General features: G+C 58.7%; 23 protein-coding genes. All 23 read left to right on the plus strand.

Annotated features, from left to right (window positions below):
* The first annotated feature begins 236 nt into the window (after positions 1–236).
* The 23 genes from MRBLRC7O_RS01090 (at position 237) to MRBLRC7O_RS01200 (ending at position 22256) form a co-directional block, all read left to right on the plus strand.
* Positions 237–1529: a flagellin N-terminal helical domain-containing protein gene (locus MRBLRC7O_RS01090; RefSeq protein WP_003503391.1), complete on the plus strand. Its 1293-nt coding sequence runs from the start codon at positions 237–239 to the stop codon at positions 1527–1529.
* A 313-nt stretch (positions 1530–1842) separates the two neighbouring features.
* On the plus strand, positions 1843–2499 hold the full coding sequence (locus tag MRBLRC7O_RS01095; protein WP_080865813.1) for a hypothetical protein: 657 nt from the start codon (positions 1843–1845) through the stop codon (positions 2497–2499).
* Positions 2496–3779, plus strand: coding sequence for a MotB family protein (locus MRBLRC7O_RS01100; protein ID WP_003503388.1), 1284 nt, complete (start codon positions 2496–2498; stop codon positions 3777–3779). Before MRBLRC7O_RS01095 ends, MRBLRC7O_RS01100 begins: the two co-directional genes overlap by 4 nt.
* The gene (gene motC / locus MRBLRC7O_RS01105; protein ID WP_003503386.1) at positions 3776–5053 is read left to right on the plus strand and encodes a chemotaxis protein MotC; all 1278 of its coding nucleotides are present in this window, start codon (positions 3776–3778) and stop codon (positions 5051–5053) included. The genes MRBLRC7O_RS01100 and motC overlap by 4 nt, the downstream gene beginning before the upstream one ends.
* Positions 5050–6408, plus strand: coding sequence for a flagellar hook-length control protein FliK (gene fliK / locus MRBLRC7O_RS01110; RefSeq protein ID WP_003503385.1), 1359 nt, complete (start codon positions 5050–5052; stop codon positions 6406–6408). The genes motC and fliK overlap by 4 nt, the downstream gene beginning before the upstream one ends.
* On the plus strand, positions 6356–6922 hold the full coding sequence (locus MRBLRC7O_RS01115) for a lytic transglycosylase domain-containing protein (RefSeq protein WP_003503383.1): 567 nt from the start codon (positions 6356–6358) through the stop codon (positions 6920–6922). Before fliK ends, MRBLRC7O_RS01115 begins: the two co-directional genes overlap by 53 nt.
* Before the next feature lie 282 nt (positions 6923–7204).
* Positions 7205–7876: a response regulator transcription factor gene (locus MRBLRC7O_RS01120; protein WP_003503381.1), complete on the plus strand. Its 672-nt coding sequence runs from the start codon at positions 7205–7207 to the stop codon at positions 7874–7876.
* Positions 7877–7981: 105 nt separating this feature from the next.
* Positions 7982–9262: a flagellar hook protein FlgE gene (locus MRBLRC7O_RS01125; RefSeq protein WP_003503378.1), complete on the plus strand. Its 1281-nt coding sequence runs from the start codon at positions 7982–7984 to the stop codon at positions 9260–9262.
* A gap of 22 nt (positions 9263–9284) precedes the next feature.
* Positions 9285–10763: a flagellar hook-associated protein FlgK gene (flgK, locus tag MRBLRC7O_RS01130; protein WP_003503368.1), complete on the plus strand. Its 1479-nt coding sequence runs from the start codon at positions 9285–9287 to the stop codon at positions 10761–10763.
* A 3-nt stretch (positions 10764–10766) separates the two neighbouring features.
* Positions 10767–11870, plus strand: coding sequence for a flagellar hook-associated family protein (locus MRBLRC7O_RS01135; protein WP_020010439.1), 1104 nt, complete (start codon positions 10767–10769; stop codon positions 11868–11870).
* Positions 11871–11904: 34 nt separating this feature from the next.
* The gene (gene flaF, locus MRBLRC7O_RS01140; RefSeq protein WP_003503365.1) at positions 11905–12249 is read left to right on the plus strand and encodes a flagellar biosynthesis regulator FlaF; all 345 of its coding nucleotides are present in this window, start codon (positions 11905–11907) and stop codon (positions 12247–12249) included.
* On the plus strand, positions 12246–12695 hold the full coding sequence (flbT, locus tag MRBLRC7O_RS01145; protein ID WP_003503362.1) for a flagellar biosynthesis repressor FlbT: 450 nt from the start codon (positions 12246–12248) through the stop codon (positions 12693–12695). Before flaF ends, flbT begins: the two co-directional genes overlap by 4 nt.
* Entirely contained in the window at positions 12686–13156 is a 471-nt protein-coding gene (gene flgD / locus MRBLRC7O_RS01150) for a flagellar hook assembly protein FlgD (RefSeq protein WP_003503359.1), read from the plus strand. Before flbT ends, flgD begins: the two co-directional genes overlap by 10 nt.
* A gap of 48 nt (positions 13157–13204) precedes the next feature.
* Positions 13205–13471 carry a flagellar biosynthesis protein FliQ gene (fliQ, locus tag MRBLRC7O_RS01155; protein ID WP_003503352.1) on the plus strand — a complete coding sequence of 89 codons (267 nt, stop codon included), beginning with the start codon at positions 13205–13207 and terminating at the stop codon, positions 13469–13471.
* Positions 13472–13628: 157 nt separating this feature from the next.
* The gene (gene flhA, locus MRBLRC7O_RS01160) at positions 13629–15716 is read left to right on the plus strand and encodes a flagellar biosynthesis protein FlhA (RefSeq protein ID WP_003503351.1); all 2088 of its coding nucleotides are present in this window, start codon (positions 13629–13631) and stop codon (positions 15714–15716) included.
* The gene (fliR, locus tag MRBLRC7O_RS01165; RefSeq protein ID WP_003503350.1) at positions 15713–16468 is read left to right on the plus strand and encodes a flagellar biosynthetic protein FliR; all 756 of its coding nucleotides are present in this window, start codon (positions 15713–15715) and stop codon (positions 16466–16468) included. The genes flhA and fliR overlap by 4 nt, the downstream gene beginning before the upstream one ends.
* A gap of 14 nt (positions 16469–16482) precedes the next feature.
* On the plus strand, positions 16483–16902 hold the full coding sequence (locus MRBLRC7O_RS01170) for a hypothetical protein (protein ID WP_003503349.1): 420 nt from the start codon (positions 16483–16485) through the stop codon (positions 16900–16902).
* A gap of 115 nt (positions 16903–17017) precedes the next feature.
* A complete protein-coding gene (locus MRBLRC7O_RS01175; protein ID WP_003503348.1) occupies positions 17018–17575 on the plus strand; it encodes a rod-binding protein in 558 nt (185 codons plus the stop codon).
* A 29-nt stretch (positions 17576–17604) separates the two neighbouring features.
* Entirely contained in the window at positions 17605–17973 is a 369-nt protein-coding gene (locus MRBLRC7O_RS01180; RefSeq protein ID WP_003503347.1) for a hypothetical protein, read from the plus strand.
* Entirely contained in the window at positions 17973–18512 is a 540-nt protein-coding gene (locus MRBLRC7O_RS01185; RefSeq protein WP_003503346.1) for a flagellar basal body-associated FliL family protein, read from the plus strand. The genes MRBLRC7O_RS01180 and MRBLRC7O_RS01185 overlap by 1 nt, the downstream gene beginning before the upstream one ends.
* Positions 18513–18714: 202 nt before the next feature.
* Entirely contained in the window at positions 18715–19389 is a 675-nt protein-coding gene (locus tag MRBLRC7O_RS01190; RefSeq protein WP_080865815.1) for a WecB/TagA/CpsF family glycosyltransferase, read from the plus strand.
* 114 nt (positions 19390–19503) lie between these two features.
* Positions 19504–21279 carry a GumC domain-containing protein gene (locus tag MRBLRC7O_RS01195; RefSeq protein WP_080866523.1) on the plus strand — a complete coding sequence of 592 codons (1776 nt, stop codon included), beginning with the start codon at positions 19504–19506 and terminating at the stop codon, positions 21277–21279.
* 77 nt (positions 21280–21356) lie between these two features.
* Positions 21357–22256: a bifunctional methylenetetrahydrofolate dehydrogenase/methenyltetrahydrofolate cyclohydrolase gene (locus MRBLRC7O_RS01200; protein WP_003503342.1), complete on the plus strand. Its 900-nt coding sequence runs from the start codon at positions 21357–21359 to the stop codon at positions 22254–22256.
* Positions 22257–22259: the final 3 nt, after the last annotated feature.

Consider the following 22259-nt stretch of genomic DNA (forward strand, 5'->3'; position numbering starts at 1 on the left):
CGGTGCGTTTTGACCAGAGCTTGCCTGAAGCCTGCCGGTTTATGCGAAACCCGGCTGTGAAAGGCAGGAACGCCTTGCAAATCAGTCCTGTTGTTTGTTACCTATCGCATTAACGATTTGTTAACGAACAGCAGGTCGCGGTGGTCGGTTCAGGCCATTGCCGATTCGCATGATGCTTCTGCTCGTTGTCGGCACAGCGCCGGATTTTTTCTTAAATTTTGAGTTGGGTGGACCCCATGACCAGCATTTTGACCAATGCGGCGGCGATGGCCGCGCTGCAAACCCTGCGCATGATCGACAAGAGCCTCGAGACAACACAGGCGCGCGTGTCTTCCGGCTACCGTGTCGAGACTGCGGCGGATAACGCGGCCTACTGGTCCATTGCAACGACGATGCGCTCCGACAATAACGCGCTTTCGGCCGTGCAGGACGCTTTGGGTCTGGGAGCCGCCAAGGTCGACACCGCCTACGACGCGCTTGAAAGCACGATTGAGGTCGTCAAGCAGATCAAGGCCAAGCTCGTCGCCGCCTACGGCGTTGGCGCCGACCGCGGCAAGATCCAGGATGAAATCAAGCAGCTTCAGGAACAGCTGAAGAGCATCTCCGAATCGGCCTCCTTCTCGGGCGAAAACTGGCTGCAGGCCAGCATCAGCAACGGTGGCACGCCGCCGGTTGAAGAATCGATCACGAAAAAGGTCGTTGCATCCTTCACCCGCACGGGCGCAGGCAATGTCGGCGTTACCACCGTTGATTATGTGCTCGATGGCAGTACGGTGCTTTTCGACCTCAGTGGTGGAAAGCTCGGGATTCTCGACAAGAACGCCGTTTTCGTCAGCAAGACGGAATATGAAGTCACTCAGACCTCGACGACTGCGGGTAAGGCGACGAACGCCGGTCATGTCGTCGAGAAGCTCAGTGACGCGCAGATCGGCGCGCTGAATGCCGCGACTGCGGATACGAATACGGATCCGAATATCTATAGTGACGGGACCGCCAATTATCTCCGCCTTGCCGAAAACGTATGGGTGAAGGTGACGGCGACAGATCCGTCGAGCGGTGGCACCACTGTTTCTCCCGCCTATCGCGACACCAGCAGCAACGACTGGTTTTACGACCTCAGCGGCGGGGCGGCTTCCGCCGATCGTTCCCTCGGGTTTTCCGTATCCACCCTCAATCTCGGCAATCTCGATGTTGTCGCCGCAGCCATGGGCGGTTTTGCCGGTGGTGGCACGACCTATACGGATGCCGACGCCATCGACATGATGATGTCCTTCGTCGACGGGCAGCTTGAGGCGATGACCAGCACGGCTTCCAGCCTGGGTTCGCTGCAGAGCCGCATCAGCATGCAGGATAACTTCGTTTCCAGCCTTATGGACGTTATCGACAAGGGCATCGGCCGTCTTGTCGATGCCGACATGAACGAGGAATCGACCAGGCTGAAAGCGCTGCAGACGCAGCAGCAGCTCGGTATCCAGGCTCTCTCCATCGCCAATGCCAACGCGGAAAATATCCTCCAGCTCTTCAAGTAACGGGTTCGACCGGCGTGGGCGCGCGGGGATGGATGGGCGCAGGCTTGCCGATCACGCCCGCCTTCATCCTCGCACAAGTTTGAACACCTAACGTCGGGTCAGTATGGGGCGGATCGCATGGCGTGATCCGGCCGGGAAACGTGGAAGAGACGGGCAGGGTAGCAAGGATGACGGTGGTGCCGCCAAACGGCTTAGAGCATTTCCAGGAAAAGTGGACCCCGGTTTTCCGTCTGGAAATGCGGCGAGGCTTTTGCGATTCGCGCGGGCAACAAAACATGTCTGGCCCCTTTCTCCTGTTTTGCCGGAGGCAGGCATGAGCGCGTCCATTGCACGGTTTCTCAAGGACTTCGGTGAAGCGCAACCGCAATCGGCGGCGCCGGCCTTCGGCGACCCGTTGGCCGACAACGATTTCCTGTCCGGTTTTGCCGATGGCGCTTCCGCTTTCGACGAATTTGCCCCCGTTGACGTGGAGAGCGAGAAACAGGCGGCCTACGACCGCGGCCGCGAAGACGCCACCCGCGAGATCACCGAGAAGATGCAGGCGGAGCGGGAAGAGCTGATCGCTGCCCATGCGGCCAAGCTGGAGACCCTGCGTTCGGGCCATCTTGAAGAAATTGCGGCGTCCCTGTCCCGTGGTCTGCGCGAGGGTATCGACGCGATCGCGGCCAATCTCAGCGAACAGACAGCCAATATCCTTGCCCCCCTCCTGACGGAAAAGCTGTCGCTCAAGGCGGTTACGGCGCTGGCGGATGTGGTGCGCGCCGTCATGCCGGATGGCGAAGGGGTTACGCTTGTCGTGAAGGGTCCGAAAGATCTGTTCGAGCGGCTGAAGACGCAACCGGGCTTTGAAGAAGAAACGATGAAATTTACCGAGACCACCGATATCGATCTTTCCGTCGAGTTGGGTGAAAGCGTGTTCGTGACGCGCATGTCAGCCTGGGCGTCCAGTCTTCGCAAGGTGATGAAATGAGTGAAGGCGAGAACCACCACCACGGCAAGAACGAGATCATCATCGTCAAGCGCCACAAGGGCGGGCATGATGGCGCCCATGGCGGTGCGTGGAAAATCGCCTATGCCGACTTCATGACGGCGATGATGGCGTTCTTCCTCGTCATGTGGCTGGTCAATGCCGCCAACGAGGAAACCAAGGCCTCGGTCGCCAGCTATTTCAATCCCATCAAGCTGTCAGATGAGAAACCCTCGTCCAAGGGGCTGGAAAAGCCTGTCGATAAGGAAGAGGGCGTCCAGAAGAAAGACCAGTCCAACATCCAGGCGGAAAAGGTCACCAAAGGTTCCGCCGCGGCGACGGGCGAAGACCTGACCTCCCAGACCGGTGAGCAGTCAAATTTCTCTGAAGCGGACTTTTTCGAAAATCCCTATTCCGTGCTGGCCGAAATTGCCCAGCAGGTGGGGCAGCAGGCCAATGTCAGCGCCAAGGGCGAGGGCGGCGCTGCCGATTCCGGCCCGGCGACGGGCGCAAGCGGCGGCGAAGCCTATCGCGATCCCTTCGATCCCGATTTCTGGACCCAGCAGGTGAAAATCACCCGCGCCGATCAGCCGCAGAAACCGGTTGAACAGCAGCAACTCGCCGAGAACAAACAGGAGGATGCGGCCGAAAACGCTCAGGCGGTCGCGCTTAAGTCGTCCGAGACACCGGCCGAAAAGGCGGAAGACGGCAAGCCGATGGAAGTCGCCGCCGTGGTGCCGCAGCAGCGTCCGGATGCCGCAGAGCAGGCAGCGCTTTCTCAGCCCAAGCCGGAGCAGCAAAAGGCCAGCGATGCCGAGTGGGAAAAGGCCGATACCCTGCGCGAGGAAATCGAGAAGCAGATCTCAGGCATTACCGGCAAGCTTTCCGAAGGTCTGGTGGTGACGCCGGCCGAAGGCGGGTTGCTGCTCACCATTTCCGACCAGACGGAAACGCCGATGTTCAATATCGGATCGGCCGTTCCCCGGCGTGAAATGGTTCTGGCCATGGAAAAAATCGGCAAACTGCTTCAGGAGCGGGGCGGCAGCGTGGTGATCCGCGGCCATACCGACGGACGGCAGTTCAAGGGCGAGGCCAATGACAACTGGCGGCTCTCCATGGACCGTGCGCACAGCGCCTATTACATGCTGGTGCGCGGCGGCCTGTCGGAAGAGCGGGTAAAGCAGGTCTCGGGTTTCGCGGACCGCAGATTGCAGGTGCCGGCGGACCCTCTGGCAGATGCCAACCGCCGCATCGAAATTCTGCTTGAGGCCGATCGGGGGTGAGTGTGACGAAAACCTCGAAACGCTGGCTCCTTCTTGCGGCGACGCTTTGCGGTCTCGGCTCCGAGCCGAGCAAGGCGTTTTCGCAGTCGCAAGACAATCTGATGCCCTATGCCATGCTGCGCTCCCTGCAGTTCGTGCAGGATTCGGTGGCCATGGGCGACCATTCCGCCGCTGAAATGCAGCGGTTTCTGCTGCAGACGATCGATGAGCGGCTGAAGAGCGCGCCCTCGGCGATCTTCAAGGATCCGCGCAATGTCGATGCGGCGCTCATCTATGCGATGAGCGGCGGCAACCCGGCGACGCTGGAATTGCTGGTCGCGCGCGATGTGGATGGCAATTTCGATAGCCGCGTTGCCGATATCCTGCGCAAATACCTGTCCGGCAAGGGAACGCTGGTCGCACAGAGCATCGCGGCCATGGTGCCTGAATATCGCGGCAAGCGGATTGGCGCCTATCTGGCGCTGATCGGCGGCAATGTGACGATACCGCGCGATCCGCTGGCTGCACTCGGCTTTTACGACATAGCCCGGCTCGAAGCGCCCGGCACAATCGTTGAGGAGGCGGCATTGCGCCGCTCGCTCGCTATCGCGGTTGAAGACGGCGATGCTGCGCGCGGCGTCGACTATGCGCAGCGTTATGCGCGGCGCTTCCTGCATTCGCCCTATGCCAGCCAGTTTGCCGACCTTCTGGTCTCGCTGGTGGTCAAACGCGCCGATTCCATCGGTGAGGAGGCGATACAGGAAACCTTCGCCATGATGGATACCGAGAGGCAGAAGGAAGCCTATCTGCGCCTTTCTCGCCTCGCGGCGATCAGCGGCAAGGATTCGCTGGCGCGTATGGCGGCGTTGAAGGCGAAGGCGCTGTCTCCGTCGCTCCCGGGTGAGCCTGAAGTCCAGGCAAATCTCTATGAAAGCCTTTCCAACATCGGCACACCAGATGTGGTGAGCGCGATCGAGACAATCGGGCAAATCCCCGAAGCGCAGCTTTCGGATCGGGACAGGGCCCTGCGGGAGGCGGCAAGGGCGATTGCAGAGCAGGTGGTTCGTCCTCCTTCCCTGCAGTCCGGTGTCGGTGCAGACACTGCGGCCACGAAGGATACCGGGCGGAATGCGCCCGAAAACGAGGCGACCGCTGCTGATGCAAAGAGCATATGGCGGGTCGAAACCCAGAAGGCTGACGATGAGGGCGATAACGTCCGGCAACTCGTGACGAGCGGCCGTAGCAAGCTCGATGAAATCGACAGCCTGTTGAAGAAAGGCGAGGGGGCACCATGATCGACGCAACCATCAACGCGATAATGAATGCGCCACCATCCGATCCGCGCGCCGGCAGCGCCAGCGTCAGGGACGACGCCAAGGGCGGCAGTTTCGGCGATGCCCTTTCCACGGTCCGGGACGAGCGGCCGCCGCAGGCGCTGCATTCGCGGCATCAGCAGGACAAGAACCCGGCTGAAGAACAGCAGGCACAGGCTGATAGCGAGGCGGAAAAGATGGATGTCCCGGTCAAGCGGCCCGCAACCTTTCTGAATGCGATCGTCAACGAGCATGCCGGCGAAGGTCGTGCCCATGAGACCTTGGCCGAGTTTCAGAACGCCGTGAAAACGGCCCGCACACCCGAGAACGGCAAAACCGGCAAGAAGCTCAAGGACGACACCGACAAGGACGCCGAGACGGTAGCCGATGTGATCGATCCAAAGCTGGCGGAACTGCAGCTGGTTGTGGCCAACGCCGCCGATGTGGCGACAGCCAAGACGCCGCTTGAGGAAATTGCACAGGCGATTGCCGGCAAGACCGACACGGTGAAATCAGACCGGGCTGAACCTGTCCGGGGCAAGGCCGAGCATCTGGTCAAGGACACGCCGACAGGCATTGCACCTGCCGGTAACGAGGCGGGTTCGGCTTCCGAAAACGAAGGCGATGCCTCGGCATTCCGTTTCTCGTCTCCGCGTTCGGGCGCGGCCCGGGCTCTCGATATGAGCACGGTGCAGCGTGAGGGCCGTGTCGAGTTCGATGCACGGGAAAGCACCGGCAAAGCGGCAGATACCATCATGGTCCTCGATTCGCGGCGTTTCATCGGTCTGGCGCCTTCGACCAACGCTTCGGCCCTGACCGGCCTGATCGTCAATGATCCGGAATGGGTGAGCGCCATGCAGCCCGGCTCGTCGCTTTCCAATGCGGCGGCCCAGAGCAGCACCGGCAAGGTCGTGCATACGCTGAAGCTGCACATGACGCCGATCGAGCTCGGATCGGTGACGATGTCGCTGCGTCTTGCCGGTGACGAGCTTGCCGTTCACATGACGGTGGAGAGCGTTGCAGCCTATAAAAAGCTTCAGGACGACAGCAAGAACATCCTTGAGGGTCTCAAGGCGCAGGGTCTGACGGTCGATAACATCACCATCAGCATCGCTTCTTCCGACAAGAGTGACCAAACGGGCACACAGGGCAACAATCAGCAAAATCAGCAGGCGCAGCAGCAGGGCCAGCAGGCCGCCGCCGGGCGCAACCGTGACGAGTCCGGAGCACGGGGCAGTCGGCAAGGCAATGGCGATAATTTGGGGGTGCATAATGAAGGCATGGATGGCGCTCCTGGCTCTGCCCGTTCTTCTGCTGACAATGGCGTCTACCTCTGAAAACGCGTCGGCCTCGGCGACATCAGGCGTCTGTGAAAGAGAGATCCAGTCGGCGGCACGCAAATATGGCGTGCCGGAGGGAATTCTCTATTCGGTGGGCCTGACCGAGACGGGCCGCAAGGGGAGGCTCGACCCCAATGCCATGAATATCGAGGGAAAACCGGTATTTGCGACCTCCACTGAGGAAGCCCTGATGACTTTCGAGGCGGCGAAGCGCAACGGCGCCAAGCTGATCGACCTCGGCTGCATGCAGATAAATCATTATTTCCACGGCGAAAACTTCTCATCCCCGCGGGAAATGTTCGATCCGCGTCGCAATGTGGAATATGCCGCCATGTTCCTTCGCAACCTTCACAACAGGCATGAAACCTGGACCATGGCGGTCGCCCGTTATCACGCCGGCCCCAACAATGACCCGGCGCAGAAGAAATATGTCTGCCGCGTCATCGCCAATCTGGTGGCGACGGGCTACGGGAAATGGACTCCCAACGCGAAAAATTTCTGCGACGGATGACAACCTGAAATTGCTTTTAGGCACCGCAGGACTCGTATTTCGAAATGTGGCGATAGATTGATCGAAAAAAGGCATTTCAAGCGGTTTTTTCGGAATTTTGAAATTTCTACACAAAAATTTTGTGCCATATATGGTTAATACCCACTATATATAGATCAAATCGGCACAAAATGGTTAATCAATTATTAATAACTATCGATGATTTCCTACAGTTGTCGCTGAATCCCCCGATTCGTACCAATGCCTCATTGGAAAACACCACACTGATTCGGAGGCGGACGAATGATCGTAGTGGTTGATGAGCGCGAGCTCGTTAAAGACGGCTATACATCTCTATTTGGGCGTGAGGGCATTCCCTCGACCGGGTTCGATCCGGTCGAATTCGGGGAGTGGGTCTCGACGGCGGCGGAAAGCGATCTGGCGGCTGTGGAAGCCTTCCTGATTGGCCAGGGCGACCGGAGCTTTGCTTTGCCGAAGGCGATCAGGGATCGCACGACGGCGCCTGTCATCGCGGTCAGCGACCAACCCTCGCTGGAATCCACGCTGGCGCTGTTCGACAGCGGCGTCGACGACGTCGTGCGCAAGCCGGTTCATCCCCGTGAAATCCTTGCACGTGCGGCGGCTATCCGCCGCCGGCTGCAGGTCATCTCGAACTTCACAGATGCGGGGCCGATTCGGGTTTTCTCCGACGGCCGCGACCCCGAAGTGGGTGGCGAGGTATTTCCCTTGCCGCGCCGCGAGCGTCGTATCCTCGAATATTTGATCGCCAATCGCGGACGCCGCGTTTCCAAGGCGCAGATTTTCAATGCCATCTACGGCATCTTTGATGACGACGTCGAAGAAAACGTTGTCGAAAGCCACATCAGCAAGCTGCGCAAGAAGCTGCGCAAGAAGCTTGGCTACGATCCGGTCGATTCCAAGCGGTTCCTCGGCTACAGCATTGATTGGCAATGATTTTCATTGACCCGCGTGGTCTTTTTCAAACGCGGTATTTCCGACAGCTTCACGCAAGCCAAACGCTTTACCTTCTCCCTGAAAGATGACCACGAGGGTTTTTGAATGAGTATTTTCGGCACTATGCGAACCGGTGTGTCCGGCATGAATGCGCAGGCGAACAAGCTGGGGACCGTGGGCGACAACATCGCCAACGCAAGCACCACCGGTTACAAGCGTGCATCCACGTCGTTCTCCTCGCTCGTTCTGCCCTCCTCATCGGGCAGCTACGCCTCGGGCGGCGTACAGTCCAATGTTCGCTACAGCATTTCGGAGCAGGGAAACCTCTCCTACACCACCTCGAGCACCGACCTTGCCATTCAGGGCAACGGCTTCTTCGTGGTTCAGGATGGATCGGGCACGCCTTACCTGACGCGCGCCGGTTCGTTCCAGAAGAATTCGGAAGGGTACCTGGAAAACGCGGCCGGCTTCCAACTGATGGGTTACCCCTATGGTTCCAACCCGCCGGCGGCCGTCGTCAATGGCTTCACGGGTCTTGAAGCCATCAATGTCAATAATTTCGGCCTGACGGCATCGCCCTCCACGCAGGGCAGCTTCCCGGCCAATCTTAACCGTGGCGATACGGCTGTGGCCGCGGCATCGCTTCCGGGCACCAACTCCGCAACTGCGACGTTCGGCAACAAGACCTCGTTGACGGCATTCGATAGCGGCGGTGCGAAGGTACTTTACGATTTCTACTACACCAAGACTGACGACAATACGTGGGAAGTGGCGGTTTACCGCCAGGACCAGTCGACGAATGGCGGATTCCCCTACACGGCAACGCCAATAACTGACCTTGTTCAGGAGAAAGTCGAGCTGACATTCGATCCTGCTACCAACAAGCTCACCCCCACCTCGGATAAATCGATTACGATCAATGACCAGGTCAGCGGCGTGGCGCAGGCGATCAACATCGACCTGTCTGAAATGACGCAGTTCTCGACCAAGTTTACGCCCGGTACTGCAGTTCTCGATGGCAACGGTCCGAGCCAGATCAAGGACGTCGAAATTGGCAAGGACGGCCTGGTAACGGCGGTCTATCAGGATGGCGGTCGCCGCAATATCTACCAGCTGGCATTGGCCACGGTGCCGAGCGTCGACAACCTCAGCCCGCAGAACGGTAACGTCTATCTGCCGAGCAACGAGTCGGGTGTTGTCACCATCGGCTTCGCGCAGACGGGTAGCTTCGGTTACATCCAGAAGGGTGCGCTGGAAGGGTCGAACGTCGATATCGCCAGCGAACTCACCGACATGATTGAATCCCAGCGTATCTATACAGCGAATTCGAAAGTCTTCCAGACTGGATCGGATTTGATGGACGTCCTGATCAATCTGAAGAGATAATACTTCTCACGAGGACAGATGAATGTCGCTCACGTCAGCAATGAATACTGCGCAGTCGATTTTCAATAATACAGGTAAGCAGACGGACGTTACCTCGAAAAACATTGCCAATGTCGGCAATGCGAACTACGTCAAGCGAACCGCCATTCTCGGCACGACCATGGCTGGAGCGAGTATCGTCTCCAACGGTCGTGCCCAGAATGAAAGTCTTCTCAGGCAGACAATCTCCAGCTCTTCTCTTGCTTCCGGCCAGAGCACCGTGCTCAATGGCCTTCAGGAAATGAAGAGCGTTTTCGGCGGCAACGATTACGAGAGTTCGCCGGCCACCTATATGAAGGAACTGCTGAAAAGCCTGGACGCTTACGCGGCCAAGCCGAGCGATGCCGCTCTGGCGGCGACGGCCGTCACCTCGGCCACGGATGTCGCCAGTTCCCTGAACAAGGCTTCGAGCGAATTGCAGGCGATGCGTCTGCGCGCCGACAAGGAAATCTCCCTCCAGGTCGACAAGCTGAACGGGCTGCTCGCGAAGTTCGAGGAAGCCAATAACGAGGTCAAGGCGCAGACGGCGATCGGCGGCGATCCGAGCGACGCTCTCGATCAGCGCGAAGCGCTTCTGAAGGACATTTCCTCCATCATCGGCATCAATGTCGTCAATCGCCCCAACAACGATGTGGCGCTTTATACGACTGACGGTGCGACGCTGTTCGAGATCGTGCCGCGCAGCGTGACCTTCAAGACGCAGCCGGGCTACGATGCGACGACCACGGGCAACGCCATTTATGTCGATGGCGTAGCGCTGAAGGCGGGCAGCGGCAGCAACACAACGGCGGAAGGATCGCTTCAGGGCCTGATGCAGGTTCGTGATGATCTGGCGCCGACGATGCAGAGCCAGCTCGACGAAATCGCGCGCGGCCTCATCACCATGTTTGCGGAAAAGCCCGCGGACCCGACCAGCGGTCTGCCAGACATGCCTGGCCTCTTCACCTATGGTTCGCCGTTGGCGACGACAATTCCGCCGGACGGAACTGTCTCTCCGGGGCTCGCGGCCAGCATTACCGTCAACCCGGCGTTAATTATTTCCAAAGGTGGCAATCCGGAATTGTTGCGTGACGGCGGTATCAACGGTACCGATTACGTGATCAATACCGCAACATCGGGTGGAACCGGTTTCTCCGCCCTGATCCGCAGCTATGTCACTGCTTTTGACGCGCCCATGAATTTTGCCGCGTCGACACGTATCGATACGAATACCAGCATCCTGAAATACGGCACCAACTCGATGGGGTGGCTCGAACAGGAACGTTCCGGCGCGACTTCGGCAAACGAAGCGAAAAGCGCGCTTTATGAGCGCTCCGCCACTTCCTATTCGAACAGCACGGCGGTCAGCCTGGACGAGGAACTGTCACTGCTCATGGATATCGAGCAATCTTACAAGGCCGCGACCAAACTGGTGACGACCGTTGATGAAATGCTCAAGTCCTTGATGGACATGGTGAGGTAAACGATGAAAACGTCATTCATTTCATCGCTGGCGATGCAGAACAGCATGCGCAGCACCATCCTCAAGGCTCAGCTTGAGATGACCAATCTCAATACCGAGCTGACGACGGGCAAGCATGCCGATCTCGGCGTGACGCTGGGCGCCAATACCGCCCGTAGCCTCGATCTCAATCGCGATATCGACCGCATCACCTCGCTGGTCAGCGTCAATTCGATTGCAACGCAACGCCTCAAATCCTCGCAGACGGCGCTGGACGGCATGGCGAAGGCCGCGCAGGAGATTCAGAAGGTTCTGGTCCCCAATACCAGCAGTGAAGCACCGACGCTGTCGACGGTCGCCCAGACCATCTCGAATGCGTTCAACAACTTCACGAGCTTCGCCAATACAGCGGTCAATGGCGAGTATCTGTTCTCCGGCATCAATACGGATGTGAAGCCTGTCGATGACTATTTCGCGGATGGATCTCCGCTGAAGGAAGCCTATGAGACGGAGCTGAACGCATTCATGGCGGCGCAGACGCCGCCGGTGGGTGATTTCGCCAGCCTGTCGAAACCGCAGGTCGAAGCGTTCATGACCCATATCGAAGGCGTGTTCAACGGCACGACCACGGTCACGAACCCGCCGCATAGCAGCCTGACGGCCGGCCAGAACTATGATTTCTGGACGACCTTCGGTTCGAAGGCGAGCGACACCAACATGACGAGCCGCATCAGCCAGAACGAGGTTGTCGAAACGTCGAGCAACAGCAATTCGCAGGGCATGCGTTATTTCGCATTGACCGCGATGACGTCCATGACCTTCCTCGACGCGAAGGTGGACAGCGGCATCCGCGAAATGGTGGCGATGAAGTCGGTGACCAATATCGGCACCGCCATCAACGGTCTGAACCAGCAGCAAAGCCAGCTCGGTCTTTCCGAAAGCCGTGTCTCGAAAGCCAATGATTCGCTGGAGGCCCAGAAGAAGATCATCGAAACGCATCTGCTGGATATTGAGGGGATCGATACCTACGAGGCGAAGACCCGTCTCGATCTGCTGCAGCAGCAGATTGAAATCGCATACAGCCTCACGTCGCGTCTGCAAAAAATGAGTCTGGTAAACTACCTCTGATGAACAGAGGTGGCGGCAGATAAAGGATACATGAATGTACCAGTTTTCCTACGCCGAAATCATGGAGGATGGTGTCGCCAACGCGAAAGATCGCGAGCGGCAGGCGTTGACCAAATCGATCGACCTTCTGGTGGAGGCAAGGGACTCCTCCTCGCAGCGGCCCACGATCGAAGCACTTTTTTACACTCGACGGGTCTGGATCCGCTTCATTGAGGATCTCAAGCAACCCGACAACCAGCTGGCCATGGAACTCAGAGCCAATCTGATCTCCATCGCTATCTGGATTTTGAAAGAGTGCGAACTGATCCGGAAACGTCAGTCGACGAATTTCCAGGGCATAATTGACGTGACAACCATCATCAGGGATGGACTGAAATGAAAAGTACACTTCGAATTTCGCTGAAATCGGGCGAAAAGATTTTCATCAACGGCGCGGTTCTGCGTGTGGATCGCAAGGTGGCGCTTGAATTCCTGAACGATGTCACGTTCCTGCTTGAAAACCACGTTCTGCAGCCCGACCAGGCGACGACGCCGCTCAGACAGCTTTATTTCATCGCGCAGATGATCCTCATCAACCCGGAAGGGCGCGATCAGTCGACCAACATGTTCCGCAAGTCGGTCAGCATGCTGCTGAATTGCTTCCAGCATGACGAGGTTCTGGCGGAACTCAAGCGGATCGACGGGCTGGTTGCGTCAGGCAAGGCTTTCGAAGCGCTCAAAGCTATTCGCGGTCTTTATCCGATCGAGGAAAAAATCCTCAACAATCAGGAGATGACCCCGGCAACGATTGAACAGATTCGCAAGGAGATCGCACCATGGCGGTAGATGCAGTCAATGCGGCAGCGGCAAACCCCTGGGCGAATGCCGGGGCGAGCAGCAGTGACAAGAACGCGGCCTCGCTGAACTATGACAGCTTCCTGAAACTCCTCATCGCCCAGATGAAGAACCAGGATCCGACCAGCCCGATGGATGCGGGTCAGCAGATGTCGCAGCTGGCAAGCTTCTCGCAGGTCGAGCAGACCATCAAGACCAACACCCACCTGAAGAGCATGCTGCAGGCGGAAGCCCTGACGCGCGCGTCCGATCTCGTCGGCAAGACCGTCATGAGCTCCGACGACAAGGTCACCGGCGTGGTCAAGGAAGTGCAGGTCTATTCGGACGGCGTTGTCGCCATCACCGAAGCTGGTGACAAGGTGCTGCTGCAGGCCGGCGTGACCTTCTCGAATGGTCCAATCAAGAGTACAGCTGATGGCGGGACCGATTCGAATAAACCGGCTGGTTCCTGATATTGAAGAGGCGGCATGACGCCGCCTTTCCGGAATAAGGATGCGACGATGAACGAGGCCGATGCGCTTGATATCATGCAGGCGGCAGTCTGGACGGTTCTCGTCGCGGCCGGTCCGGCGGTTCTCGCCGCCATGATCGTCGGTGTCGTCATTGCCTTCATTCAGGCCCTGACCCAGGTTCAGGAAATGACGCTGACCTTCGTTCCCAAGATCGTCACGATCATGCTTGTCCTCGGTGTCGCCGCCCCCTTCGTGGGCGCGCAGATATCACTCTTTTCCAATCTCGTCTTTTCCCGCATTCAATCCGGCTTCTGACGCCCGTCCGCTATGGATGCCACCTTCGCGCAAGCTTCGGCGGCTAGGGATAGGTTGAAGCATCGGGCCGAATTGCGTTCGCTTTTCGAAAACCGGTGCCGCGGAACCGTGCGGCGGCTTTTCCGTCGCCCTTCTCATGAAGAGACAGGACGATTTTATGGCGCAACCACCAGTCATCTCCTTGCCCAAGGTAAGTCCGAGCATGCGAGACATCGGTTTCGCATTGGGCATTGTGGCGATCCTCTGCGTTCTCTTCCTGCCCATTCCGGTCATTCTGGTGGATATTGGCCTGGCGTTTTCGATTGCGCTTTCGGTGCTCATCCTCATGGTGGCGCTCTGGATTCAGCGGCCGCTGGATTTCTCGTCTTTCCCGACCGTGCTGCTGATCGCGACCATGATCCGCCTGTCGCTGAACATTGCGACGACGCGTGTCATCCTGTCCCACGGCAATGAAGGGCCGACGGCGGCCGGCGGCGTGATTGCGGGCTTCTCCAGCCTCGTCATGTCCGGCGACTTCGTCATCGGTCTCATCGTCTTTCTGATCCTGATCACCGTCAACTTCATCGTCATCACCAAGGGCGCAACGCGTATCGCCGAAGTCGGCGCCCGCTTCACGCTGGACGCCATCCCCGGCAAGCAGATGTCGATCGATGCGGATCTGTCCGCCGGCATCATCGACGAAAAGGAAGCGCAGCGCCGCCGCCGCGAACTGGAAGAGGAAAGCTCCTTCTTCGGTTCGATGGACGGTGCCTCGAAATTCGTGCGCGGCGACGCGATCGCCGGTCTCATCATCACGGCGATCAATATTTTCGGCGGCATCATCATCGGTTATTTCCGCCACGGCATGCCGATCGGCGAAGCGGCCGACGTCTTCGTCAAGCTTTCGGTCGGTGATGGTATCGTCTCGCAGATCCCGGCCCTGATCGTATCGCTGGCCGCCGGCCTTCTGGTATCACGCGGCGGCACCGCCGGCTCGACGGATCAGGCGGTCGTCAATCAGCTGAGCGGTTATCCGCGCGCGCTGATGGTCTCGGCCATGTTGATGGGACTGCTCGCCGTCATTCCGGGCCTTCCCTTCCTGCCCTTCATCTTCCTCGGCGGCATCATGGCCTTCGGCAGCTGGTATATTCCACGCCAGGCGGAAGCCGAAAGCGCGCTACGGCGTCAGGAAGAGGAGAACAAGGTTCTCCAGACCACCGAGGCGGAAAAGGATTCGGTCAAGCAGGTGCTGAAGACGGCCGAGATCGAATTGGCGCTCGGCAAGCAGGTTTCCACCCGTCTTCTCGGCGCGCATCAGGAGCTGGCTTTCCGCGTCGGCAAGATGCGCAAGAAATTCGCGAGCCAATACGGTTTCGTGGTGCCCGAGATCAAGGTCGCCGACGACATCATGATCCCGGAAAAGGCCTATCAGATCCGCGTCCACGGCACGACCATCGCCTCCAGCAGCCTGCGCGTCGGCGATGTTCTTGTCGTGACGGGTGCAGGGCGCAAGCCGAGCATTCCGGGCGACGAAATCCGCGAACCCGCTTTCGGCATGCCCGCCGTCTCCATCCTCGAAACCTTCACCGAGGATCTGAAGCGCGAAGGTTTCCACCCGATCGACAACGTCTCGGTGGTGCTGACGCATCTGAGCGAAGTCATCCGCAACAACCTGCCGCAGCTCCTGTCCTATAAGGACGTCAAAATCCTCATCGATAGGCTTGATCCCGAATACAAGAAGCTGGCCGACGAGATTTGCTCGTCGCATATGTCCTATTCCGGCCTGCAGGCGGTGTTGAAACTGCTGCTCGCCGAGCGCGTGTCGATCCGCAACCTGCATCTCATTCTCGAAGCCGTCGCCGAACTCGCGCCGCATGTGCGCAAGACGGAACAGATCGTCGAACATGTGCGGGTGCGCATGTCGCAGCAGCTCTGCGGCGATCTGGCCGACAATGGCGTGTTGCGTGTCCTGCGTCTCGGCAACAAGTGGGACATGGTTTTCCATCAGGCGCTCAAGCGTGACCAGAAGGGCGAAATCGTCGAATTCGACATCGATCCCCGCCATCTCGAGGAGTTTTCGGAGCAGGCCTCGAAAGTTATCCGTGAATTCATGGATCGCGGCCTGCCCTTTGTCCTTGTAACCTCACCGGAAACGCGGTCCTATGTGCGCATGATTATCGAGCGACTCTTTGCGACCCTGCCGGTTCTTTCGCATGTGGAACTTGCCAAGGGTCTCGAGATCAAGATTCTGGGCGCCATTTCATGATAACCGACCCGCAAGGGACAATTATCGCATTGTTCCTTGCTATTTGCCGTATCGGCGCCTGTTTCATGACCATGCCGGGCTTTTCCAGTTCGCGCATCTCGCCGCAGATTCGCATGCTTCTGTGCGTCGCGGTATCCATGGCGCTTCTGCCGGTGCTATGGGACACGATCTATCCGAAAGTCTCCGGCGCAAGCCAGGGCACGGTCGTCGGTCTCATCTTCACCGAGGTCGTCATCGGTTCGATGTATGGCCTGATCGCGCGGTTCTACACGCTGGGTTTTCAGTTTACCGGCGCGCTCATCGGCGCTTCCATTGGCCTCAGTGCGCCTGGCGGTGCCGATGTCATCGAAGACGTGCAGGAAAACCAGATATCCAACTTCATCACCTTGGGCGGCCTGCTGGTGCTGTTCATATTCGATTTCCATCACATCGTTCTCAAGGCGCTGGTGGATTCCTACACCGCCACACCGGTCGGCGCGCTCATCAGCGGCCAGAAGATGCTGATTACGCTGACCGATACGCTGAGAGCCTCCTTCTCGATCATGCTGCGGCTCGCCAGCCCCTTCGTGATTTACGGCCTGATGTTCAACGTCGCGGTTGGCCTCATCAACAAGCTTGCGCCGCAGATCCCGGTCTTCTTCATATCGACGCCCTTCATTCTCGCGGGCGGCATTTTCATGCTTTACCTGTCGGTCGCGGCCCTCATCCGGCAATTCGTGGATGGTTTCGGCCCGGTCTTCATCGGCTTTTGATCGGGAGAAACGCCATGGCTTCGGACAAGCGCTCGGCTAAACTCAAACGTCTGGTAACGGTTCAGCGGCACATGGAGAAAATGGCCGAGGTGGAGCTGGCCGACACCACCCGCACCCGCACCGAAGTGGCGCAATCCATGGAGAACGTGCTGGAGGCGATGAGTTCCATGGAGCCGGTGCATCAGACATTCTCCAAGCATTATTCGGACCGCTACGGCCGTCTCGTTGTCCAGGACCGCCAGCTTGAAGGCGTCCAGCAATTTCAGGAAAACAAGGTCCTGAAGGAAAAGACCAAGGCCGACAGGCTTGAGGACAGGATGCATATCGCCCGCGATCTAGAAGATCGCGAGGCCGATGATAATGCAATCTATGATTTGTTAGAAATTACGAATGTTTCCCACACACCAGCCTCCAGCAAGGTTGGCGATCCATAATCTGTCCCATTGTTGCATCGCGGGCGTTTTTGAGGACGCCTCCGGCGATGTTTCTTGATTGAGCGGATGTGCCGGCTTTCTGTGCCGCCCATTCGTCAGCTCGGGAGATCTGGACGTGGCGATATCGGTGATAAGTGATCTGGTGATGGATGTGGTTCGCGCTGCGGACCCCCAGGAAGTTCAGGTTGCCCAGGAAAAACTCAAGGCGAACAAGGCGGCTTTTGCCGCAACCAGCCTTGCCGATGCCGGCAAGGGTTTTGGCGCCGCGGTCGACATGCTGGATGGCGCTTCCTCGAAGGCTGGCCTCGGCGACACCAATATCCGCGCGGCCCGCACCGAAATCCCGGAAACCTATCGCAAATATGAAGCCTCGGTACTCCAGACCTTCGTGGCCAACATGCTGCCGAAAGACAGCGAGGAAGTTTACGGCAAGGGTAATGCCGGCGAGATCTGGAAAAGCATGATGGCCGAACAGTTTGCCGACACGATCTCCAGAAATGGCGGCGTCGGCATTGCGGAACAAGCTTACAAGGATGCGCTGCGGAAGGCCGAAAGCAAAGGCATTACCGACGTATCGATGAATGAAAAAGACCATAATGCTGCAATTCGGATGGTGGCGGAGTTCGAGCGGCAGGTCCTCGGTGTTTCCAATGAGAAAACAGACGAGGCTTGAGAATGAAAAACCTTAACGAGGAGACAAGCATGGACCTTATGTCGAACGACCACCGTATCCAATCCGTTCTCGGCCGCCTTGAGATGATCATCGACAATGAGAACGACAATATCGGTAAGGACCCACAGTTCGACTTCAAGGTCTCCAATGCCCATAAGAGCCGTTGCCTTTATGAGCTGACGATGCTGTTCCGCGATACGCCGCGCGAGGAAATCGCCGCTGGCTATATGGAACAGGTCAAGGGCATCAAGTCCAAGCTTGCGACCAATGCCAGCCGCGTCGAGGCGCATCTGAACGCGGTTCGCGCCGTTGCGGACCTCTTGAAGAGCGCGATCCAGGAGGCCGATACGGACGGCACCTATTCGCAGGAACAGTTCATGTACGGCGCTGCCTCCTGATGTTGAAGCTTCTTCTCACCGGCGTCTGGGTTTGCGCCGTCACGCTCGGCGCGGTGTATTTCTCCGTCCAGTTGGCGACGGCGCCCGCGCCGGATGAGGCGGGGGCGAAAAAAGCCAGTCTGCAACTGGTCAAGGGCGAAAGCATCACGATCCCCGTCATCAATGACGGCGGGGTGAACGGCTATTTCCTCAGCCGGATTTCGCTCCGCGTCGACAAGACCAAGATGGCGAAGATCGAGCTGCCGGCAACGCAGCTGATGACCGATGAATTGTTCACGCTGCTCGCGGGTTCTTCCATGGTCAACATTGCCAACATCTCCACCTTCGATCCCGAAGCCTTCAAGCAGCGCATCCGCGAGGGGCTGAACAAGAGGCTTGATGACGAGGTGGTCGAGGATGTGCTGATCGAACAGCTCGATTATCTGTCGAAGGCCGATATTCGCGAGCAGAACGGTAACGGTACGCCCCGCTCGGTCAAGCTCGTCGAGGGCGAGAAGGCCGAAGTCGGAAAAGAAGCGGCTGCGGCGCCAAGTCATTGATGGCCAAGGGGCGAAGGGCTTCGGCCTGCTGCAGGATGCGGAGCATCTTTCTGGTTAATTGTCTCTTGCCGTATCCCCAAGCATTCGAGAGATTGCTTTCAAGCTAAATTCAACCTGCACATGTATAAACAGACCCATGAACCACCATCCCGCAGGCCATGCTTCGGATGGGTGGCGATGGGTTTGGTATTGGGGGTTGGCAATGAGTTTCGCGTCAGGTTTCGCGCGGCCGGGATCGCAACGGAATATCCACGGACTGCGCGTCTGTGATCTCGATTGGAATGGGGCGCTGGAATTGGTCAGCGGCAGGGCTTCAGCCTGTGAAGGGCACACGATGCTGTCCTTTCTTACTCTCGAAAAAGCCAAGCTTTCGCTCAAGGACAATGCCTACCGACAGATTCTGGAAAGCTGCCTGCTTCTGCCGCAGGGCAAGGCAATGAGGGCCGCCGCGTGCAACGAGAATGGCGAGCCTCTGCCTGCCGCCATCGACGGCGTTGCCTTCACCATGGCGCTTCTGACCTATATGGCGGTGCCGAAGCGGATCGGTGTGGCGGGAGATGATGCGGCGCAGATCGGCGAGGTTCTCGCCAAGTTGCGGGCGCACGCGCCCTGGCACGATTTCGTCATGCTGAACCGCGATGCATCGGGCGTTAAGGTGGATGTTCTGCTGGCGGGAATGTTGAAGGAAAACCAGGAGACATGGCTGCACCGCACCGTCAGTCGCGAGAATGCGCGGGTCACCATCGCGGTTGGGCCCCTGTTCAAGGTCCTGTCATCGGAAGTGGCCGGCATGCCGGAAATTTTCCGCAAGCTTCACATGAGCTGGCTCTACAGCCTCTGCGCCGAACCCTGGCACATCGCGCTCGGCAAGAGCTGAGACAACGTCCGCAAGCGCCGCGTTAACCATTTGTTTGCCACGATCCTTTAACCTCTCGTAAGGTTTTGACAGTCGCCCGTGGCGGGCGGCACCGAGGGCGGCAGACGGCTTCAGATGGTTGATGACAATCCGGACATGATGGCGATCCGCCCTGACGAGGATGATGTCGCCGCGCCCGTATCGCAATGGCGCAGACATTGGCTGCGGCTCCTGACGTCCGGGTGCATCGCCGCCGCCACCGTTGCCGGGGCGGCCCTTCCGCTTCTGCTCATCGATTCCGGCTTTCGCGGTTATGTTTCGCAGGCCCGGATCGAGGTCTCCCAGACCGCTTACGATGCCCCCGACGCGGCCCGTTTTCTGGCGATGGCACGCCGCACCCTGCTTTCACCCTCCGGGCTCGACCGTATAACCGCCGATCTCAAGCTGAAGTCCGCCGATATGGTCGGCGTTCGCAATCAGGGTGAGCTTGGCCTGCTTTTCGACCTTCTGACCGGCGCGGATGCGCGTCCGCTGTCCGCGCGTGAGGCGTTGAACGGTGCGGTGGGCCAGGCGATCCGGCTGGAACTGACACCGGATGAAAATACGCTGATCGTGACCGGCAAGGCGGCGACGCCGGAAACCGCCATGCGGCTGACCGACTATCTTTCGATGCGCGTGATCGCGGATGGCAAGGCCGGCACGATGACACCAGCTATGCGCGAGACGGAGAGGGCGCGGACAAGGCTCGATGAGGCGGAAGCCGCACTGAACGGTTTCCAGATGCGTCACGGTGATGCCGTAATGTCCGAGGTGCAGCAACTTGAGCAGCAGCTGCGCGATGTAAACGACAGGCTTGCCGGAATTACCCCGCAGCAACAGTCCGTCCAGGCTGATTTGACGGCGGCTTCGGCCCTGAAGCCGAATGATGTCTTTGTGAAGCCTCTGCCGGCCGGCGTGGCTTTTTCGGCGCTTGAGGATGTCAGGCAAAAGCATGCGAGCGCCAGCATGGCGCTTGCTGCCGTTTCGGTCGATTATGGCCCGAAACATCCCCGCAGCATCGCCGCCCAGAATGCCGTGGACGCGGCACAGGCACTTGCTGCCCCCGCATTGCGACAGTTACTCGAAGGCCTGCGGGCGGATGAAAAGCGCATCGTTCAGGAGGTCGCGACCGCCAATGGCGAGCAAAGGAAATACCTAGACCGCCTGAGCGAGCTCGGTGTCGCCTCCGGCGAATTCTCGAGATTACAGGGTGAACTGGAAACAGCGCGAAATGCCTATCTGGAGGCAAGCGAACGCCGTGACCTGTCCGCATCCGCCACGCCTGCGGTCGAAACACGTTTGACCAAGAAGGCAACACCGGGAGAATTGACCCGCGACCTGACTCAGGCCGCCATGCTGGCGGGCGGCGGCGCATTAATTGGCCTGTTGGGCAGTCTCTATCTCCTGAGCTACCGTCGCCATGACGAAGAAGAAGAGGGCGCATTGATCGTCGAAGACGGCGCGCAACTTCCATCCTCCGTCGAGCCGCCGGTCCAGTTTCTGCAGATTTCGGAATTCGAACCGATCGAGCCGGCTGTGTTTGAAGATCTGCCGGATCTTGCCGCAGAGGGTAACATCGAGCCGGAGGAAGACAGCTTTGCCGATTATTATGGCGAGGCCTTCAATGACGACGACGATATGCCGCTGGACGAGCGTGTGCGGCAGGTCCTGATGGGCAGCCGCACGGTCAGGGCTGCTGATCCGGTATCCTCCGGGCTTCCTCCGCTCCTGGCGGAAGCCCTTGCCGGGCGCTTCGATCATGCTCAGGCCGAAGCCGAGGAACTGATGGAATTGCGACGTCAATTGGCGTTCCTGAGAGAGCGTCTTACCGATTACGCCGATCACCGCGAAGACTACCGCAAAACAGCCTGAAAACGCCGCATTTTAGCTTGCATTCCTGCGAAGGGGGCACCATACGGAGCCTACGTAACCCAGCAGGAGCAGGACGCATGGCAGTTGTGATTGACGGGAAGGCGAAGGCGGCTTCGGTAACGGAGGCGGTCCGCAAATCGGCAGAAGCGCTTGAGGCGGAAAAGGGCGTAAAACCCGGTCTCGCGGTTGTCATCGTCGGAAATGATCCGGCCAGCCACGCTTACGTGAACTCCAAAAGCAAGATGGCCAAGCAATGCGGTTTCAACTCCATCCAGCACACGCTGCCGGAGGAAACCACGCAAGCTGACCTTCTGAAGCTGGTCGGCGAACTGAACGCCGATGCCTCCATTCACGGCATTCTGGTGCAGCTGCCGCTGCCGAAACACTTCAATTCCGATGAAATCATCCAGTCGATCCTGCCCGAAAAGGATGTGGATGGTCTGAGCGTATTGAATGCCGGCAAGCTCGCGACCGGCGATCTCGCCACCGGTCTCATCTCCTGCACGCCCGCCGGCGCCATGCTTCTGGTGCGCGGCATTCACGGCGATGATCTCTCTGGCCTGAACGCTGTTGTCATCGGTCGCTCGAACCTGTTCGGCAAGCCCATGGGCCAGCTGCTGCTGAATGCCAACGCTACGGTGACGATGGCGCATTCGCGCACCAAGGATCTCGCCACCGTCTGCAAGACGGCCGATATTCTCGTCGCGGCGGTCGGCCGGGCGGCGATGGTGAAGGGCGACTGGGTGAAATCAGGCGCGACCGTCATCGATGTCGGCATCAACCGCATCCCCGCACCGGAAAAAGGTGAAGGCAAGTCGAAGCTGGTGGGCGATGTCGCCTATGATGAAGCAAGCGCCGTTGCCGCGGCCATCACGCCCGTTCCCGGCGGTGTCGGCCCGATGACGATCGCCATGCTGATGGCCAATACCGTCATCGCCGCCCATCGCGCAGAGGGTTTGACCGCGCCGAAGTTCTAAGCG

It is taken from the genome of Agrobacterium radiobacter (assembly GCF_040801995.1).
Lineage (GTDB): Bacteria > Pseudomonadota > Alphaproteobacteria > Rhizobiales > Rhizobiaceae > Agrobacterium > Agrobacterium radiobacter.

Excerpts from the sequence above, each read along its gene's own strand:
- MRBLRC7O_RS01090 (WP_003503391.1), top strand. The coding sequence starts at position 237 with ATGACCAGCATTTTGACCAATGCGGCGGCGATGGCCGCGCTGCAAACC.
- fliR (WP_003503350.1), top strand. The coding sequence starts at position 15,713 with ATGATAACCGACCCGCAAGGGACAATTATCGCATTGTTCCTTGCTATT.
- MRBLRC7O_RS01120 (WP_003503381.1), top strand. The coding sequence starts at position 7,205 with ATGATCGTAGTGGTTGATGAGCGCGAGCTCGTTAAAGACGGCTATACA.
- MRBLRC7O_RS01100 (WP_003503388.1), top strand. The coding sequence starts at position 2,496 with ATGAGTGAAGGCGAGAACCACCACCACGGCAAGAACGAGATCATCATC.
- flgD (WP_003503359.1), top strand. The coding sequence starts at position 12,686 with ATGGCGGTAGATGCAGTCAATGCGGCAGCGGCAAACCCCTGGGCGAAT.
- MRBLRC7O_RS01135 (WP_020010439.1), top strand. The coding sequence starts at position 10,767 with ATGAAAACGTCATTCATTTCATCGCTGGCGATGCAGAACAGCATGCGC.
- MRBLRC7O_RS01190 (WP_080865815.1), top strand. The coding sequence starts at position 18,715 with ATGAGTTTCGCGTCAGGTTTCGCGCGGCCGGGATCGCAACGGAATATC.
- fliK (WP_003503385.1), top strand. The coding sequence starts at position 5,050 with ATGATCGACGCAACCATCAACGCGATAATGAATGCGCCACCATCCGAT.
- fliQ (WP_003503352.1), top strand. The coding sequence starts at position 13,205 with ATGAACGAGGCCGATGCGCTTGATATCATGCAGGCGGCAGTCTGGACG.
- MRBLRC7O_RS01185 (WP_003503346.1), top strand. The coding sequence starts at position 17,973 with ATGTTGAAGCTTCTTCTCACCGGCGTCTGGGTTTGCGCCGTCACGCTC.
- MRBLRC7O_RS01115 (WP_003503383.1), top strand. The coding sequence starts at position 6,356 with ATGGCGCTCCTGGCTCTGCCCGTTCTTCTGCTGACAATGGCGTCTACC.
- flgK (WP_003503368.1), top strand. The coding sequence starts at position 9,285 with ATGTCGCTCACGTCAGCAATGAATACTGCGCAGTCGATTTTCAATAAT.
- MRBLRC7O_RS01180 (WP_003503347.1), top strand. The coding sequence starts at position 17,605 with ATGGACCTTATGTCGAACGACCACCGTATCCAATCCGTTCTCGGCCGC.
- MRBLRC7O_RS01125 (WP_003503378.1), top strand. The coding sequence starts at position 7,982 with ATGAGTATTTTCGGCACTATGCGAACCGGTGTGTCCGGCATGAATGCG.
- MRBLRC7O_RS01195 (WP_080866523.1), top strand. The coding sequence starts at position 19,504 with ATGGTTGATGACAATCCGGACATGATGGCGATCCGCCCTGACGAGGAT.
- flhA (WP_003503351.1), top strand. The coding sequence starts at position 13,629 with ATGGCGCAACCACCAGTCATCTCCTTGCCCAAGGTAAGTCCGAGCATG.
- flaF (WP_003503365.1), top strand. The coding sequence starts at position 11,905 with ATGTACCAGTTTTCCTACGCCGAAATCATGGAGGATGGTGTCGCCAAC.
- flbT (WP_003503362.1), top strand. The coding sequence starts at position 12,246 with ATGAAAAGTACACTTCGAATTTCGCTGAAATCGGGCGAAAAGATTTTC.
- MRBLRC7O_RS01170 (WP_003503349.1), top strand. The coding sequence starts at position 16,483 with ATGGCTTCGGACAAGCGCTCGGCTAAACTCAAACGTCTGGTAACGGTT.
- MRBLRC7O_RS01200 (WP_003503342.1), top strand. The coding sequence starts at position 21,357 with ATGGCAGTTGTGATTGACGGGAAGGCGAAGGCGGCTTCGGTAACGGAG.
- MRBLRC7O_RS01095 (WP_080865813.1), top strand. The coding sequence starts at position 1,843 with ATGAGCGCGTCCATTGCACGGTTTCTCAAGGACTTCGGTGAAGCGCAA.